The following is a 16316-nucleotide window of genomic DNA, read 5'->3' as shown; positions in this document are numbered from 1 at the left end:
CGGTTTTTCGCTCATCCTGAGGAGGGACTGAGCATGTCGAAGGCCCGTCTCGAAGGACCAGCAGGACAAAAACCGTTTTCCTACACGGCCCGATTTTTGTAGCGGGCCATCCGAAATGTCAGAACAACGCGACTACCGCCCGACGGTCTTCCTGCCGAAGACCGACTTCCCGATGAAGGCCGGCCTCCCCGAGAAGGAGCCGGGCATTGCCGCGCGCTGGGAGTCCGAGGGGATTTACAAGCAGGTCCGCGCTGCCCGCGCCAGGCGCGAGAAGTTCGTGCTGCACGACGGCCCGCCCTACGCCAACGGCGACATGCACATCGGCCACGCACTCAACCACGTGCTCAAGGACATGGTGGTGCGCACGCAGACCCTGCTCGGCAAGGATGCGCCCTACGTGCCCGGGTGGGACTGTCACGGCCTCCCGATCGAGTGGAAGGTCGAGGAGCAGTACCGCAAGAAGAAGCTCAACAAGGACGAGGTCCCGGCGAAGGAATTCCGCGCCGAATGCCGCGCCTATGCCCAGCACTGGGTCGATACCCAGCGCGAGCAGCTGAAGCGCCTCGGCATCGGCGGCGACTGGGACAATCCCTACCTGACGATGCAGTTCGAGAGCGAGGCGACGATCGTCTCGGAACTGCTCAAGTTCGCCGAGAGCGGCCAGCTCTACCGCGGCGCCAAGCCGGTGATGTGGAGCCCGGTCGAGAAGACCGCGCTGGCGGAAGCCGAGGTCGAATACGAGGACATCGTCTCGACCCAGGTCGACGTGGCGTTCGAGATCGTGGAGAGCCCCTTCTTCGCAGAGTGGGTTGGGGCCTATGCCGTCATTTGGACAACCACTCCGTGGACGATTCCTGTAAATCAGGCGCTCGCCTATGGGCCTGGAATCACTTACCGCTTGCTCGAAGTCATTGACAACAAGCTCGCAGTTCGACCTGAAGTCTCGCACCTCATGGGCAAACGCTTCTTGGTCGCGATGGATCTGGAAGACTCATTTCTGGCGAGGCTCGGACTTTCCAGGGATACGGTGACGACTCCGGGTGTCTACACGGCGCCCCAAGGATTTGAGGGCGTCAAGGCCCGCCACCCGATGCACCACCTCGGCGGGTTCTACGCCGAGCCGCGGCCGTTCCTCCCCGGCGACTTCGTCACCACCGAGAGCGGCACGGGCCTCGTCCACATGGCGCCCGACCATGGCGAGGACGACTTCGACCTGTGCAAGGCGCACGGCATCAACCCGGTCTTCGCGGTCGAGGGCGACGGGAAGTATCGCGCGGACTGGGCCTGGCTCGGCGGGCAGGGCTCGGTCATCAACCCCAAGTTCAACGCGCCTGACGGTCCGATATGTTCGGACCTGCGCGAGGCGGGCGCTCTCCTCAGCGCGTCCACAGATTATCAACACAGCTATCCCCACTCGTGGCGCTCGAAGGCCAAGGTGATCTTCCGCTGCACGCCGCAGTGGTTCGTGCCGATGGACAAGCCGATCCTCGAGCATATCGACAACCCGCGCGAGCAGCGCTGGGAGAACGAGGGCGGAGCGCAGGAACCCCGCGAGACGCTGCGCCAGCTCGCGCTCGAAGCCATCGAGCAGACCCGCTTCGTCCCGGCCAAGGGCCGCAACCGCATCGGCAGCATGGTCGAGGGGCGGCCCGACTGGGTGCTCAGCCGCCAGCGCGCCTGGGGCGTGCCGATCACGCTGTTCGTGGACCGCAAGACCGGCGAGTATCTCGTCGACAAGGAGGTCAACGCACGCATCGTCGCCGCGGTGCGCGCGCAGGGCGTCGATGCCTGGGACGAGGAGAGCGCGCAGGCGCTGCTCGGCAACGAATACGACCTCGCCGACTACGAGCGGGTCACTGACATCCTCGACGTGTGGTTCGATTCGGGTTCGACCCATGCCTTCGTGCTCGAAAGCGGCCGCTGGCCCGAGCTGAAGTGGCCCGCCGACCTCTACCTCGAAGGCTCCGACCAGCATCGCGGCTGGTTCCAGTCCTCGCTGCTCGAAAGCTGCGGCACCCGCGGCCGCGCGCCCTACGAGGCGGTGCTGACCCACGGCTTCACCATGGCGGGCGACGGCCGCAAGATGTCGAAGAGCCTCGGCAACACGGTCGATCCGATCAAGGTGATGGAGCAGTACGGCGCCGACATCATCCGCCTCTGGGCGCTGAGCGTCGATTACACCGAGGATCACCGGATCAGCGACGAGATCCTCAAGGGCGTCGCCGACCAGTACCGCAAGCTGCGCAACACCTTCCGCTACCTGCTCGGCGCGCTCGACGGGTTTTCGGAAGCCGAGCGGCTGGACGTGGCCGAAATGCCCGAGCTGGAGCGCTACGTCCTCGCGCTGCTCGCCGATCTCGACGCGACGCTGCGGCAGGCGGTGGCCGACTTCGACTTCAACACCTACGTCCGCGCGCTGATCGATTTCTGCAACGAGGACCTGTCGGCCTTCTACTTCGATATCCGCAAGGACAGCCTCTACTGCGATGCGCCCGACAGTACGAAGCGCCGCGCCTGCCGCACGGTCTTCGACACGCTGTTCCACGCGCTGGTCCGCTACGCCGCCCCGGTGCTGGTGTTCACCAGCGAAGAGGTGTGGGGCACGCGCTTCCCGGATGCGGGCAGCGTGCATCTGCTGGAGTGGCCGGGACTTCCAGACTCTCGTCATTCCCGCGAAGGCGGGAATCCAGGCGCGACGCCGGAGCTGGATCCCCGCCTTCGCGGGGATGACGATGAATGGAGCCGTTTGCGGACCCTGCGCGAACAGGTCACCGAGGCGATCGAGCCGCTGCGGCGCGAGAAGGTCGTGCGCTCGGGCCTCGAGGCGAGCGTTACGGTGCCGGCCTACGCCGTCCCGGCGGGCTTTTCCGACGAGGCGCTTGCGGAACTGTTCATCAGCGGTCCGGTATCGCGTGGTAGTGCGCTCTCCGTGACCCGCACCGACAACCACAAGTGCGGCCGCTGCTGGCGGCTGCTGCCCGAAGTGACCGAGGACGGTGCGCTCTGCGCGCGCTGCGACGAGGTCGTCGCAAGCATGGACGCCGCCGTATGACCCCGATCGTCAAGCGCCGCCTCGCCGGCTTCGCCATTGCCCTCGCGGTGTTCGCCCTCGACCAGTGGGTGAAGTGGTTCGTCGTCAAGCATTTCCACCTCGGAAGCGTCGGCGACAGCGTCGATCTGCTGCCGTTCTTCGCCCTGACCCGAACGCACAACTACGGCGTCTCGCTGGGCATGTTCACCGCGCATTCGACCGAAATGCAGCTCGCGCTGATCGGCATTACCGGGGCGATCGCGCTGGGCGTTGCGGTGTGGATCCTGCGCGAGCGCAAGATGGGCGACATCGTCGCGCTGTCGCTCGTGCTGGGCGGCGCGCTTGGCAACATCCTCGACCGCCTGACCAACAACTACGTGCTCGACTATGCCGACCTGCACTTCGGCGAGATTCGCCCCTTCCTGATCTTCAACGTCGCCGACGCGGCGATCACGATCGGGGTGTTGATAGTGCTTGCCCGCTCGCTGTTCATGCGCGAGAAACCCGCCCACGAGCAGAGCCCACCCGAGACTGAGACGGCGCCGGACGCCGCGGAGACCAATTGATGCGCATTTCCCCCCGTTTCGCCCTGATCGCCGGCCCGGTCACTGGTCTGGCCGCGCTGCTTTCCGGCTGCGGGGGCGGCGGCATTCTCGGTCGCGACCGGCCCGACGAATTCGCCGTGCAGCGCCAGGCTCCGCTGGTCATCCCGCCCGATTTCGCGCTGGTCCCGCCGCAACCGGGCGCCCCGCGTCCGGCCGAAGGCACCGCCTCGCAGCAGGCGCTCGAAGCCCTGTTCGGCGGGAGTGCCCCGCGCAGCGCGGTGGAAACCAGCGCGATCGATCGCGCCGGCGAATCCGCCCCCGGCATCCGCTCGTCGGTCGGCGACCCGACCACCTTCACCGTCGACAAGGGCACCACGACCCAATCGATCATCGGCGCGCCCGAGGGTGACGGCCAAGCGGCTTCGGCTGTCATCCCTTCCTGATTTTTGTTTCATGCCCGCCCATCCGGGCGGGCGTCCTCGCGGCCAATCCCTCCGTCCTGCGGACTGCGGGGCCGCTGCGGGCGCGCGTTCGCGCTAGGGCTGCCGCGGCCAGGAACAGGGAATAGCCCTCCAAATATGTGATAGAACGGCTCCCGAGCAGGGAGCCGCAAGGGCGCTTGGCTCAAGTAGCCGTCAGGCGATAGCCAGACGGAGGCGGCCGCCCGCAGGTGCCCCGCAGTGGAGCGAAGCGGAACGTAGGGAACAGCACCGAGGACGCACCCGCGGATGCGGGTGCATGAGACAAAAGGTTCGCCCGGATGCGAGCGTCTCCGCTAACTTTCCTCGCTGACCAACAATTTATCGATCTTGCGCCCGTCGAGATCCACGACCTCGAACCGCCACCCCTGGTCGTGGAAGTGCTCGCCCACTTCGGGCAAGCGCTTGAGCATGAACAGCACGTAGCCCGCAGCGGTGGCGAATTCGCGCGCCTGCGGGAGGTCGATGCCGAGCCGTTCGGCCAGAGCGTCGGCGCTCATCGCTCCCGCGACCAGCAGCGAACCGTCCTCGCGCTCGACCAGTTCGGGCTCGTCACCCTCGTCCTGGTGGCTCGCGAAGTTGCCGGCCATGGCGTTGAGCAGGTCGGCCGGGGTGACGATGCCGTCGAGGTGGCCGTATTCGTCGTGGACCATGGCCATGCCCAGGCCCGACGACTGCAGGATGCGCAACGCGTCCATCGCGTCGAGCTGGTCGGGAACCACCTCGGCCTTGCGCACCAGCCGGTCGAGGTAGACCGGGCGGCCGGCGACCAGTTCGGCGAGCACTTCGCGCACCTTTACCACGCCGACCACCTTGTCGACCGATCCGTCGGCGACCGGCAGCATCGAGTGCGGCGAGGCGGCGATCGTCTCCGAAATCTCCTTGCTGTCGGCATGGAGGTCGAGCCAGTCGATCTGGGTGCGCGGGGTCATCAGCTCGCGCACGGTGCGGTCGGTCAGGCGCATGATGCCCGAGAGGATCGCCCGCTCGCCCTCCTCGATCACGCCCGAGCGGGTCGCTTCGGCGAAGATCATGTGAATCTCCTCCGCGCTGAGCCCGTGTTCGCCGCGGTGGCGCACCCCGATCAGGCGCATGATCATGCTCGACGAGGTGTCGAGCAGCCACACGACCGGCGCAGCGGCGCGCGCCATCAGCGCCATCGGCGGGGCCATGACCAGCGCGATCGGCAGGGCCTTCCTGAGCGCCAGCTGCTTGGGCACCAGTTCGCCCACGACGAGGCTGAAATAGGTCGTCAGCGCGATGACGAGGGCGAAGCCGGCGGTTTGCGCGGTGTCGGGCTCGAGGCCGAGCAGTTCGAGCCGCTCGCCCATCGGTGCCCCGAGCGTGGCCCCGGAAAAGGCGCCGGCGATGATCCCGATCAGCGTGATGCCGACCTGGACCGTCGAGAGGAACTTGCCGGGATCGCCGGCCAGCGCGAGGACCGTACGGGCCGAGCGGCTGCCCTTGTCGGCCAACACCTTGAGCCGTGCGGTCCGCGCGGAAACGATCGCCAGTTCCGACATTGCGAAGATGCCGTTGAGGAGGATGAGACCGGCAAGTATTGCCAGATCGAACCAGGGGAAGGGTGCCATTGCCGAGAGGGCGCTAGCAGATTTGTTTGCCGACGCGAAGCACCGCTGAGGAACGCGTTTCGAGTCCCAGCGTTTTGCCCACCGTACCCGGCGCACACGATTTTCGGGAAGCGTGCGCTGTTCTCTGTGTTTTCTCCACCAGGAAGGATGCCAATACCATGCAGATCAAACGCATTCTCATTGCCGGCGCCGCCTCTGTCGCGCTGCTCGGAACTTCCGCCTGCGTCACCGACCCCAACACCGGCGAGCAGAAGATCTCGCGCACCGCGATCGGCGGCATCGGCGGCGCCCTCGGTGGCTACCTGCTGGGCGGCCTGATCGGCGGCAAGACCGCGCGCATCGCCGGCGCGGTCGCCGGCGGCGCGATCGGCGGCTACGTCGGCTACAACATGGACAAGCAGATCAAGGAGCTGAAGGAAAACACCGCCGGCAGCGGCGTCGACGTCACCGAAGTGGACAACGGCAACGCCTTCCTCGTCAACCTGCCCGACGTCACCTTCCCGACCGGAAGCTCGTCGATCAGCGCCTCGTTCCAGGCGACGCTCGACCAGGTCGCCGCGAACCTCGTGCAATATCCCAACAGCCTCGTCGACGTTTACGGCCACACCGACACCGTCGGCTCGTCGTCGTCCAACCAGGCGCTGTCCGAACGGCGCGCGCAGTCGGTCGCCAACTACCTGACCAGCCGCGGCGTCGCCGCGAGCCGCATCCGCTGGCAGGGCTTCGGCGAGACCCAGCTAAAGGTCCAGACCGGCGACAACGTCAACGAACCGCTCAACCGCCGCGTCGAAATCAAGGTGATCCCGTTCACCGAGGCCGAAGCGAAGGCCGCTGCAGGTCAGTAAATCCCGCCTCCGCAACAATCAGGGCCGGTCCCCTCTGCGGGGCCGGCCCGCATCATTTCCCGGTTCGGGAGAACTCCGCCGCCCGCTCCGCCAGCCGCTCAACCGCTGCGGCATGGATCGCCGGGGCGCTGACCAGCAGCCCGAAAGCACGCGGATCGCGCTTGTTGTAGGCGAGCTTGTGACCGAAAGCGTCGGACACCGCAGCGCCCGCCTCGCGCGCGATCAGCGCCGCGGCGGCAACATCCCACTCGTACCCCCAGCGCAGCGTCGCCACGAGATCCGCCGCGCCCGACGCGACCATCGCCACGCGCAGGGCGATCGAGTTGGGCTTGGTGACCATCATCAGGTCCTTGTCGGGGCCCGGCAGGTGATCGGCGGGGACGCGCGCGCCCGGCAGTTCGCGCCGGGTGCTCGCCTGCAGCCGCCTGCCGTTGCACGATGCGCCCTGCCCCGCCGTCGCGGTCCACGATTCGCCCCGCGCCGGGGCTTCGAGCAGGCCGATCAGCGGCCGTCCTTCGCTGACCAGCGCCACCGAAACCGCCCAGCCGCTGCGCCCGCGGATGAAATCGCGCGTGCCGTCGATCGGGTCGACCAACCAGCACAGGCCCTTTTCCAGCCGTTCCGGATGATCGACGGTTTCCTCGCTCAGCCAGCCGGCGGCGGGCAGCAGCACGCGCAGTTCGCGCTTCAGGAAGGCGTCGACCTCGATATCGGCGGCGCAGACCGGGCTTCCCGGGCTCTTTTCCCACGATTCGAGGGCATGTCCCGCCCCCGGCCATTGCCGCATGGCGATACGCCCGGCCTCGCGGCAAATTTCCTCCAATCGCGCCCGATCTATCACCCTTGCGCTGTGAAGCGCTGCGGCGGTCTTTTCAAGCGCGGCAATCCATGCTTAGGCGCGCCCGCGGATTCTCCTCCCCCATAGACGTCAGGACAGACCCCCTCGATGAACATCCACGAATACCAGGCCAAGGACCTGCTCGCGAAGTTCGGCATCGCGGTGCCGACCGGTTACCCGGCGATGAGCGTCGAGGAAGCAGTCGAGGCCGCTGGCAAGCTGCCCGGGCCGCTCTACGTGGTGAAGGCGCAGATCCACGCCGGCGGACGCGGCAAGGGCAAGTTCAAGGAACTCCGCCCCGACGCCAAGGGCGGCGTGCGGCTCGCCAAGAGCGTCGCCGACGTCGAGACGGACGCGAAAGAGATGCTCGGCAATACCCTCGTGACGGTGCAGACCGGCGAGGCGGGCAAGCAGGTCAACCGGCTCTACGTCACCGACGGGGTCGACATCGCGCACGAATACTACCTCGCGCTGCTCGTTGACCGGGCCAGCGGGCGCATTGCCATGGTCGTCTCGACCGAAGGCGGGATGAGCATCGAGGACGTGGCGCACGAGACGCCCGAAAAGATCACCACCATCACCATCGACCCGGCGACGGGCTTCATGCCGCACCACGGCCGCTCGGTGGCCTTCGCGCTCAAGCTCAAGGGCGAAACCGCCAAGGACGCGCAGAAGCTGGCGAAGAAGCTCTACGAGGCCTTCGTCGCGCTCGACTGCTCGATGCTCGAGATCAACCCGCTGGTCGAGACCACCGGCGGCGGTCTGCTGGTGCTCGACACCAAGATGAGCTTCGATTCGAACGCGCTGTTCCGCCACAAGGACGTCGAGGCGATGCGCGACGAGACTGAAGAAGACCCGATGGAAATCGAGGCCTCGAAGTACGACCTCGCCTACATCAAGCTCGACGGCGACATCGGCTGCATGGTCAACGGCGCGGGCCTCGCCATGGCGACGATGGACATCATCAAGCTCAACGGCGCCTTCCCGGCCAACTTCCTCGATGTCGGTGGCGGCGCTTCGAAGGAGAAGGTCTCGGCAGCCTTCAAGATCATCCTTTCCGACCCGGCGGTGAAAGGCATCCTCGTCAACATCTTCGGCGGTATCATGCGCTGCGACACGATCGCCGAGGGCATCGTCGCGGCGGCCAAGGAAGTCGAGCTCGACGTGCCGCTGGTGGTCCGTCTCGAAGGCACCAACGTCCAGCAGGGCAAGGACATCCTCGCCCACTCCGGCCTCGCCATCATCCCGGCGGACGACCTCGGCGATGCCGCCCGAAAGATCGTGTCCGAGGTCAAGCAGGCGGCCTGAGAACCGAGCCGCGTCAAAACGCGACCGTTTGCGACACAGTCACAGCTTGACCCGGCGCGCGCGGGCAATAGTCTCGCGCGCCGGGTAGAGGGAGATTTGCGCATGGGTTTCGGGCGCATTGCAACAGGTTCGATGATTTCGGCGGCACTGCTGGCGACCGCTCCGGCGGCATCCGCCGGCGAGACGCTGGTGTTCAAGCCGACGGGCCAGTGGGCGCTCGACTACGGCGACGACTATTGCCGCCTGTCGCGCAATTTCAGCGACGGCACCAATGAGATGGCGGTGGCATTCGAACGCATCCAGCCGGGGCCGACGATGCGCCTCATCCTGGTGGGCAAGGGCATGCGCACTTACCGCAGCGCCGACGAGCTGGGCTGGGACTTCACGCCCGCCACGAGCGGACGCAAGGCGCGTTTTACCCGCGCCGAAATGGTCGGCGGCAACGACTACTTCAACCTCGGTCCGGTGACGATCGCGGCCTTGGCGCCGCCGGCGCCCGGAGCGCCGCCGATGCCGCCCGCATACGACCGCAGCGAGGAGAAGGCGGCCGCCAAGCCGCTGACCGGCATCCTGCTTTCCAGCGGACTGGTCGATCCCGTCGAGATTGACACCGGCTCGCTCGGAGACGCGGTGGGCGCCTTGCAGGCCTGCGCCGACGACCTCGCCAAGACCTGGGGTCTCGACCCGGCGCGAATGGGCAAGGGCTCGACCCCGGCAATTCCCGACGGCGGGGGTGTCGGCTGGCTGCCGCAAGGCACGGTGCCCTTCACCGAATTCAGCAAGCTGGCTGGCGGCTCGAATCAGATCCGCCTGATGGTCGACGAGTCGGGCAAGGCAACCGAGTGCAAGCTTCACTGGGCGACGCTCGACACGGCGGTGAACGAGAAAATCTGCTCGATCCTGATGGACAAGGCGCACTTCGCACCGGCCAAGGATCCCGACGGCAAGGCGATGGCCGGAATGTGGATCGGCAGCCCGATGTTCCTCGGCCCAGCTTTTCCCGGCGGCGGGCGCGGACGCTAGGGCAGCCGCTCGAACAGCTGCACCGGCTCACCGTCGGCCGGCATTTCGGCCATGCGCGTCGGCACGAAGCCGAACTTTTCCGCCATGCGCAGCGAGGGCGGGTTGTCGGGCGAGACAATGCAGACGATGCGCCGAGGCCCGTGTTCGGCATCGAACCAATTGAGCACGGCGGTCATCGCTTCGCTGGCATAACCCTTGCCGACATGGTCGTGGGCCATGATCCATCCGGCCTCTGGATTCATGTCGAAGTCCTCGCCAAGCCCGCGGTTGCTGTGGAACACGCCGACGTTGCCGATCACCCTATCCTGCCCGCGCTCGCGGACGAGGAAGTTGCCGTAGCCGTGGAGGTACCAGCCGCCGGCATTGCGGTGGAAACGGGCGTAGTGGTCGACCCAGCTGAGCGGCGGCCCGAGGTGGGTCGCGGTCTCGGGATGCGTCACGACGTCGTAGACCGCGCGCATGTCCTCGAAGCGCGGTTTCCATAGCTCGAGCCGCTCGGTCGTCAGCAAGGGGCCTTCGCTCACACGAACTCCGAAATGAAGTGGATGATCACGCCGACGAGGCCGCCCACCAGAGTGCCGTTGAGGCGGATGAACTGAAGGTCGCGGCTGACCGCGCCTTCGATCCGGGCGGTTACCGTCTTGGCATCCCATCGGCGCACCGTTTCCGAGACGAGCTGGACGATTTGCCCGCCGTAGCGCGTGGCGACGCCTACCGCGGTGCGGCGCGCGAAGCGGTTGACCTGGTCCTGCAGCGCCGGATCGTCGCGCAGGGCTCGGCCGAGCTCGCCGATCATGCCGGAGAGCTGCCCGCCGAGCGCGCCCTCACCGGGATTGCGCGCCGAGCCGATGAGCGAGAGACGCAGGCGTTCCCACACCCCCATCCACCAGGCCGCCAGCGCCGGGTTGGCGAGCAGGTCGTTCTTCATCCCCTCGACCTTCGCGCGTATTTCCTCGTCGTGCTGCAGGTCCCGGGCGAGCGTTTCGAGCCCTTCCTCGATCTTGTTGCGCAAGGGATGGTCGGGATCGACCAGCACTTCGGCGAGCAGGCGGTAGAGTCCATCGATCACCGAATTGGCGAGCCGTTCGTCGAGGCCGGTCCAGCGGACTACCGAATTCGCCTTCTCGTGGATGATCTGGCGGACCATGTCCTCGTTATCCTCGAGCGTCAGCCCGGCCCAGCGGATCAGCGAATCGAGCAGCGGCAGGTGACGCTTGTCGGCGATCGCCCCGGACAGCATCTGCCCGAGCAGCGGCGAGACCTCGAGCTTTTCGAGCTGGTGCAGGAGCCCGGCGCGGACCTGCCCGCCGAGCCGTTCGGGATCGAGCGATTCGAGCACTTCGGCGAGGATGCCGCCGGCGCCGCTGCGTATGCGCGAGCCCTCGCCCTGCTTTGGACGAGAGAGGAATTCGCCCGCCGCCTTGGCCAGGTTCATTGCCCGCATGCGCCGGGCGACGACGACGGGCGTGAGGAAGTTGCTCCGCAGGAAGTTCGCCATGGTGTCGGCGATGCGGTCCTTGTTCTCCGGGATGATGGCAGTGTGCGGGATCGGCAGGCCGAGTGGGTGGCGGAAAAGCGCGGTGACCGCGAACCAGTCGGCCAGTCCACCCACCATCGCCGCTTCGGCGAAGGCCATGACGTAGCCCCAGGCCGGGTGTGTTTCGAGCATCGCCCTGGCCAGCGCGAACAGCCCCGCCATCGACACCAGCAAGCCCGTAGCGACGCGCCGCATGGTCCGCGCGCGGTCAGGAGGAAGCGCAGGTTTGCTCACAGCGGGATGGCTGCCCGCCTTGGCCGTGCCGGTCAAGCCGTCACTCAGCCGGAAGCGCTCCACGGTTCGGCGCCTCGCTGTCGGTTCGGTCGTCTCCCGGCTTGTAGGTCAGGATCCGGTCGCGCAGCCACGGTCCGAGTCGCTTCTCGAGCCCGTCGGCGAGGCTGAAGCCGGCCGGGACGATGAGAAGAGTCAGCAGCGTCGACAGCACCAGGCCGCCGATCACGACCGTGCCCATCGGCGCGCGCCAGGCCGAATCGCCAGACAACGACAAGGCGGTGGGAATCATGCCCGCAGTCATCGCGACCGTCGTCATCACGATCGGCTGGGCGCGCTTGTGCCCGGCCTCGATAATCGCGTCGCGCTTGCCCTTGCCGGCTGCCATCTCCTCGATCGCGAAGTCAATCAGCAGGATCGAGTTCTTGGCGACGATGCCGAACAGCATGAGGATGCCGATGAACACCGGCAGCGAAATCGGCTGGCCGAGCAGCAGCAGGAAAATCAGGCCTCCGAGCGGGGCGAGGAACAGCGAGCCCATGTTGACCAGCGGGGAAACCAGCCGGCGGTAGAGCAGCACGAGGACCGAGAACACCAGCAACACGGCGGCAAGCAGCGCCACGCCGAAGTTGTCGATCATTTCAGCTTGCCACTCGTCCTCGCCGACCGGCGCGTTGGAAACGCCGGAGGGAAGATTGCGCATGATCGGGAGGCGGTTGATCGCCGACTTGACGTCGCCGCTTGCCGCGTCGGGCGCGATATCGGCAGAGACGAATACGCGGCGGTTCTGGTTGTAGCGCTGGATGCTCGTCGGTCCCTGGCCGAAGCTGATGTCTGCGACGCGTTCGAGCGGCACCGATCCACCGTTCGAGGTCGGCACGGGCAGGTTGCGGATAACCGAGAAATCGCGCCGCTCGCTCTCACCCAGCCGGACGCGGATAGGAACCTGGCGGTCGGACAGCGAGAACTTGGCGGCATTCTGGTCGATGTCGCCAAGGGTCGCGATGCGGATCGCCTGGCTCAGCGCCTGCGTGCTGACGCCGAGGCTCTGTGCGAGGTCCTCCCGCGGTTTCACGATGAGTTCGGGCCGCTGCAGGTCGAGTTCCACGCGCGGGGCAACGGCGCCGCGCACGCCCTTCATCTGCTCTACAAGCGTGTTGGCCGCCGCATCGAGCTTGGTAGGGTCGGAACCCGACAGCATGATCGAAACGCCGCGACCGGTGCCGCCGCCGCCGCCCTGCTGGTTCTGGAAGCTGATCCGCGCGTCGGGGATCTGCTGCAGGACCGGGGTCATTTCTTCTTCGAACTTCTTGCTCGTACGATTGCGGTCCGGCTTGAGCACGAGGCGCACGGCGCCGCTTCCCTCGTTGACGATCCCAAGTGCGAGTTCGACCTCCTGCTCCTGCCGCATCCGCGTGGCGATCTGTTCGATCACCTCCTCGGTCTGCCCGAGCGTCGTACCAGGGACCATCGACACGCGGATCATCGAGAAATCGCTGTCGTTGTTGGGGAAGAACTGCGTCGGTATCGAAAGCAGCATCAGCACGGTCAGGCCCAGCGAGAACATCCCGACGAACATCATCCAGACCCGGTGATCGCCGCGGAAGCGCGCTGCATACCGGCCGTTGCGATAGGCATAGGCCTCCGCGAAATGCCGGCCGAGCATGTGCGAGGCCATAAGCATCAACACCGACATGAGCTTTGCCGCCAACCAGCCCAGGACCATCGACACGGCAAGTCCAACCAGCAAGGCGACCAGGGTAAGCAGCCCGGCGATCGGCGCCGCGACGGCATCGGGCAGGAACGAGAGCATATCGAGCCAGAAGCGCGATTCAGCCAGCGATCCCGCTACGAAATTGAGGCCATAGACCCCCGCCGCGAACCCGGCCACGGCCGTCGCCGCCACCACGATGCGCAAGATGATCGCCACGGGGAAATGCCACCAGTCGGACGCGATGGGCGTGAGACGGGCGCGCAAGGCTTCCGCCTTGCTGGTATCGAGCGACCACTTGAGCACGCCCATGTAGCGGTCCATCCAAGCGCCTTCGCCGTGCGACTGGTGACCCTTTGCCTTCAGGAAATAGGCGGCGACCATGGGCGTAATCATGCGCGCCACGAGAAGGCTCATCAGCACCGAGACGACCACGGTCAGGCCAAAGTTCTTGAAGAACTGGCCAGCAACCCCTGGCATCAGGCCGACTGGCAGGAACACGGCAACAATGGAGAACGTGGTCGCCACCACCGCCAGGCCGATTTCGTCCGCCGCGTCGATCGACGCCTGGTACGCGCTCTTGCCCATTCGCATGTGTCTGACGATGTTCTCGATCTCGACGATCGCGTCGTCCACCAAGACGCCGGCGACCAACCCCAGCGCCAGCAAAGACATCGTGTTGAGCGAGAATCCGAACCAGGTTTCGAGGAACCAGAAAGTCGGGATGGCCGAGAGCGGAATGGCCAGCGCGGCGATAATCGTGGCACGCCAGTCGCGCAGGAACAGGAACACCACCACGACGGCGAGGACGGCACCTTCGATCATCGCCGCCATCGAACTTTCGTACTGGGCCTTGGTGTAGTCGACTTCGGTAAACAGGCGCGTGAAGGTGATGCCGGGGTTTTCCGCCTCGAGCTGCTTCAGTTTCTCGACCACCCCGTCATAGACGGTCACGTCGGATTCGCCCCGCGCGCGTGTGACCGAGAAGGTCACGACCTGCTTGCCGTTCAGCTTGGCCAGGCTGGTCAGTTCGCCATAACTGTCGCGCACCGAGGCGATGTCGGCCAGCTTGACGGTCCGCCCTCCGCCGATCGACACGAGGGTCTGCGAAAGCTCGTAAGCGGAAGAAGCGTTGCCGAGGACACGGACCGACTGGCGAGAACCGGCGATTTCTGCCCGCCCGCCCGCAGCATTTACGTTAAGCGAGCGCAGCGTCTGGTTGACCTGGCTGGCGGTCACCCCGAGCGACTGCATCTTGGCCGGATCGAGAATGACCAGGATTTCGCGATCGACGCCGCCGTTGCGATTGACCTCGGCCAGCCCCTCGACGGTCAGCAGTCTCTTGGTCACCGTATCGTCGATGAACCATGAAAGCTGCTCGATCGTCATGTCCTGCGCGGCGACGCCGAAGTAGACGATGGGCTGCGAACTGGTGCGCTGCTTCGAGACGCGCGGCTCGAGAATTCCGTCGGGCAATTCACCGCGTATCTGGTCGACGGCGGCCTTCACCTCGTTCACCGAAGTATCGATGTCTGTGCCCAGCTCGAATTCGACCTGGGTGTTCGAACTGCCTTCCGAGGCAGTCGAGGAGATGTTGTTCACTCCGTCGAGCGTCTGCACCGCCGCTTCGACCCGTTGGGTAATCTGGTTCTCGATCTCGCTCGGCGCGGCGCCGGGCTGCGAGATGTTGACGTTTACCACCGGGAATTCGATGTCCGGACGGTCGTTTACGTCCATCTGGTTGAACGAGAACAGTCCGGCGAGCACGAGGCCGGCGAACACGACGAGCGGGACGATCGGATTCCGGATCGACCACGCGGAGATGTTGCGGAAGTTCATCGGCTTGCCGCCTCAGTTCTTGACGGCGGTTGGCTTAACCGTCTCGCCTTCGGTCAGGAAACCGCCGGCGCGGGCGACGATCTTCTCGTCGCCGGTGATGCCTTCGACCACGGCGATCCCGCGTGCGGTCACCTCCCCGGTCTTGATCGCGCGGCGGACCACCTTGTTGTCCTTGTCGACGATGAAGACATAGGCGCCCTTGGCATCCGACATGATCGCGCTTTCCGGCAGCATCGGCGCGACGATGGTGCCGCTTTTGATGACCGTCGTGGCGAATCCGCCCGGGTGGAGTTCCGGAGCGTAGGCGAGCGCAATCCGCGCCGTACCCTGGCGCGTCTGAAGGTCGATAACCGGAGCCTTCTGCCAGATCTGACCAGTGAACGACTTGCCAGTGCCTGCCGGGGTCACCTGGGCGGGCGAACCTACCGAAACGACGGCGAGATCGCTTTCGCCAAGGTTGGCGAGCAGCTCCATCTCCCCGCCCTTGGCGATCGAGAACAGCACACCCGATCCGGAGTTGACCGTCTGGCCCGGCTCGACATTACGTTCGAGCAGCAGGCCGGCCGCCGGGGCGACGATGTTGAGCTGGGCGTTGCGGGCCTGGCGTTCGCCAAGCGAAGCTTCGGCGACACGCACACGAGCGATGGCCGCATTGCGCGTCGCCGTCAGGCGGTCGATGTCGGCCTTCGAAATGAAACCGCGTTCGACAAGCTGGAGCGCGCGATCGAGATTGGACTGCGCCAATTCGGCGTCTGCCTTCGCGACCTGGAGCTGCGCGGCCTGGCCGGCGGTCTGCTGGACCTGGACCGAGCGGTCGATCACTGCGAGCACCTGACCCGCGCTCACCCATTGACCGGCATCGACAGGCACGGAAATGACCCGGCCGCCTTCACCGACGCTTCCGACCGGCAGTTCGCGGCGTGCCGCCAGTGTCCCGGTGGCGTTGATGATGCCTTCGATTGTCCCCTTGCCCGGGGAAATGACGCTAACCACCGGAACCTGCCCCGTGCGGGGCGCAAAATCGGCCTCTTCGCCCCCTGTGGCGAAGGCAAAGTAGGCGACAAGGGCCAGCACGGCACCGATTGCCGCGATAATCATCACCCTTTTCTTGCGGCGCGCCTCGGTCTCCGCCTCATCAAGCAAAACGGTCTGCCCGTCGGAGCCGTCGAGGTTGACTGTCGTTTCGTAGTTCATTCGCGCTTTCCAGCCTCACTGGCCGCCCAGGCAGGTATAACACAGTTAACCGCGGCTCGCACCACGGAGGGGCTGCCGCGTCGCCAGGGCGCATAAGGCGCGGCCGCAAGCCGCGCAATCCCCGTCTCTATAGACCGCCGTTC

The 16316-nt window shown here is 66.1% G+C and carries 12 protein-coding genes; 6 read left to right on the top strand and 6 right to left on the bottom strand.

The window, feature by feature from the left end; all coding sequences use genetic code 11:
* Positions 1-115 precede the first annotated feature (115 nt).
* Genes ileS through GRI89_RS13685 form a run of 3 tightly spaced genes read left to right on the top strand, consistent with a single transcriptional unit; the run spans position 116 to position 4019 of the window.
* Entirely contained in the window at positions 116-3052 is a 2937-nt protein-coding gene (gene ileS, locus GRI89_RS13695; protein WP_159796689.1) for an isoleucine--tRNA ligase, read from the top strand.
* Entirely contained in the window at positions 3049-3597 is a 549-nt protein-coding gene (lspA, locus tag GRI89_RS13690) for a signal peptidase II (protein WP_159796686.1), read from the top strand. The genes ileS and lspA overlap by 4 nt, the downstream gene beginning before the upstream one ends.
* Positions 3597-4019 carry a DUF3035 domain-containing protein gene (locus GRI89_RS13685; RefSeq protein ID WP_159796683.1) on the top strand — a complete coding sequence of 141 codons (423 nt, stop codon included), beginning with the start codon at positions 3597-3599 and terminating at the stop codon, positions 4017-4019. Before lspA ends, GRI89_RS13685 begins: the two co-directional genes overlap by 1 nt.
* A 332-nt stretch (positions 4020-4351) precedes the next feature.
* On the opposite strand, the gene GRI89_RS13680 is transcribed toward GRI89_RS13685, so the two are convergent.
* Positions 4352-5647: a hemolysin family protein gene (locus tag GRI89_RS13680; RefSeq protein ID WP_159796680.1), complete on the bottom strand. Its 1296-nt coding sequence runs from the start codon at positions 5645-5647 to the stop codon at positions 4352-4354.
* Positions 5648-5805: 158 nt separating this feature from the next.
* On the opposite strand from GRI89_RS13680, the gene GRI89_RS13675 reads away from it, so the two are divergent.
* The gene (locus tag GRI89_RS13675; protein WP_159796677.1) at positions 5806-6492 is read left to right on the top strand and encodes an OmpA family protein; all 687 of its coding nucleotides are present in this window, start codon (positions 5806-5808) and stop codon (positions 6490-6492) included.
* Between the two features lie 52 nt (positions 6493-6544).
* Here GRI89_RS13675 and GRI89_RS13670 read toward each other — a convergent pair whose 3' ends face one another.
* On the bottom strand, positions 6545-7333 hold the full coding sequence (locus GRI89_RS13670; RefSeq protein ID WP_328598263.1) for a 3'(2'),5'-bisphosphate nucleotidase CysQ: 789 nt from the start codon (positions 7331-7333) through the stop codon (positions 6545-6547).
* 105 nt (positions 7334-7438) lie between these two features.
* Between GRI89_RS13670 and sucC the strand changes: the two genes are divergently transcribed.
* On the top strand, positions 7439-8638 hold the full coding sequence (gene sucC / locus GRI89_RS13665; protein WP_159796674.1) for an ADP-forming succinate--CoA ligase subunit beta: 1200 nt from the start codon (positions 7439-7441) through the stop codon (positions 8636-8638).
* Between the two features lie 102 nt (positions 8639-8740).
* Positions 8741-9661 carry a hypothetical protein gene (locus GRI89_RS13660; protein ID WP_159796671.1) on the top strand — a complete coding sequence of 307 codons (921 nt, stop codon included), beginning with the start codon at positions 8741-8743 and terminating at the stop codon, positions 9659-9661.
* Here the strand turns inward: GRI89_RS13660 and GRI89_RS13655 are convergent.
* From GRI89_RS13655 to GRI89_RS13640, 4 genes are all read right to left on the bottom strand, one after another.
* On the bottom strand, positions 9658-10185 hold the full coding sequence (locus GRI89_RS13655) for a GNAT family N-acetyltransferase (protein ID WP_328598262.1): 528 nt from the start codon (positions 10183-10185) through the stop codon (positions 9658-9660). The genes GRI89_RS13660 and GRI89_RS13655 overlap by 4 nt on opposite strands.
* Positions 10182-11393: a DUF445 domain-containing protein gene (locus GRI89_RS13650; protein WP_159796836.1), complete on the bottom strand. Its 1212-nt coding sequence runs from the start codon at positions 11391-11393 to the stop codon at positions 10182-10184. The genes GRI89_RS13655 and GRI89_RS13650 overlap by 4 nt, the downstream gene beginning before the upstream one ends.
* 79 nt (positions 11394-11472) lie before the next feature.
* Entirely contained in the window at positions 11473-14979 is a 3507-nt protein-coding gene (locus GRI89_RS13645; protein WP_159796668.1) for an efflux RND transporter permease subunit, read from the bottom strand.
* Positions 14980-14991: 12 nt separating this feature from the next.
* Positions 14992-16173: an efflux RND transporter periplasmic adaptor subunit gene (locus tag GRI89_RS13640; RefSeq protein ID WP_159796665.1), complete on the bottom strand. Its 1182-nt coding sequence runs from the start codon at positions 16171-16173 to the stop codon at positions 14992-14994.
* Positions 16174-16316 lie beyond the last annotated feature (143 nt).

Source organism: Croceibacterium salegens, from assembly GCF_009827435.1.
Classification (GTDB): domain Bacteria; phylum Pseudomonadota; class Alphaproteobacteria; order Sphingomonadales; family Sphingomonadaceae; genus Croceibacterium_B; species Croceibacterium_B salegens.
The sequence above is the reverse complement of the archived record's forward strand: the minus strand, read 5'-3'. Positions and strand labels throughout refer to the sequence as shown.

Coding starts and splice junctions, on each gene's coding strand:
- ileS (WP_159796689.1), top strand. CDS start 116: ATGTCAGAACAACGCGACTACCGCCCGACGGTCTTCCTGCCGAAGACC.
- lspA (WP_159796686.1), top strand. CDS start 3,049: ATGACCCCGATCGTCAAGCGCCGCCTCGCCGGCTTCGCCATTGCCCTC.
- GRI89_RS13685 (WP_159796683.1), top strand. CDS start 3,597: ATGCGCATTTCCCCCCGTTTCGCCCTGATCGCCGGCCCGGTCACTGGT.
- GRI89_RS13680 (WP_159796680.1), bottom strand. CDS start 5,647: ATGGCACCCTTCCCCTGGTTCGATCTGGCAATACTTGCCGGTCTCATC.
- GRI89_RS13675 (WP_159796677.1), top strand. CDS start 5,806: ATGCAGATCAAACGCATTCTCATTGCCGGCGCCGCCTCTGTCGCGCTG.
- sucC (WP_159796674.1), top strand. CDS start 7,439: ATGAACATCCACGAATACCAGGCCAAGGACCTGCTCGCGAAGTTCGGC.
- GRI89_RS13660 (WP_159796671.1), top strand. CDS start 8,741: ATGGGTTTCGGGCGCATTGCAACAGGTTCGATGATTTCGGCGGCACTG.
- GRI89_RS13650 (WP_159796836.1), bottom strand. CDS start 11,393: ATGCGGCGCGTCGCTACGGGCTTGCTGGTGTCGATGGCGGGGCTGTTC.
- GRI89_RS13645 (WP_159796668.1), bottom strand. CDS start 14,979: ATGAACTTCCGCAACATCTCCGCGTGGTCGATCCGGAATCCGATCGTC.
- GRI89_RS13640 (WP_159796665.1), bottom strand. CDS start 16,173: ATGAACTACGAAACGACAGTCAACCTCGACGGCTCCGACGGGCAGACC.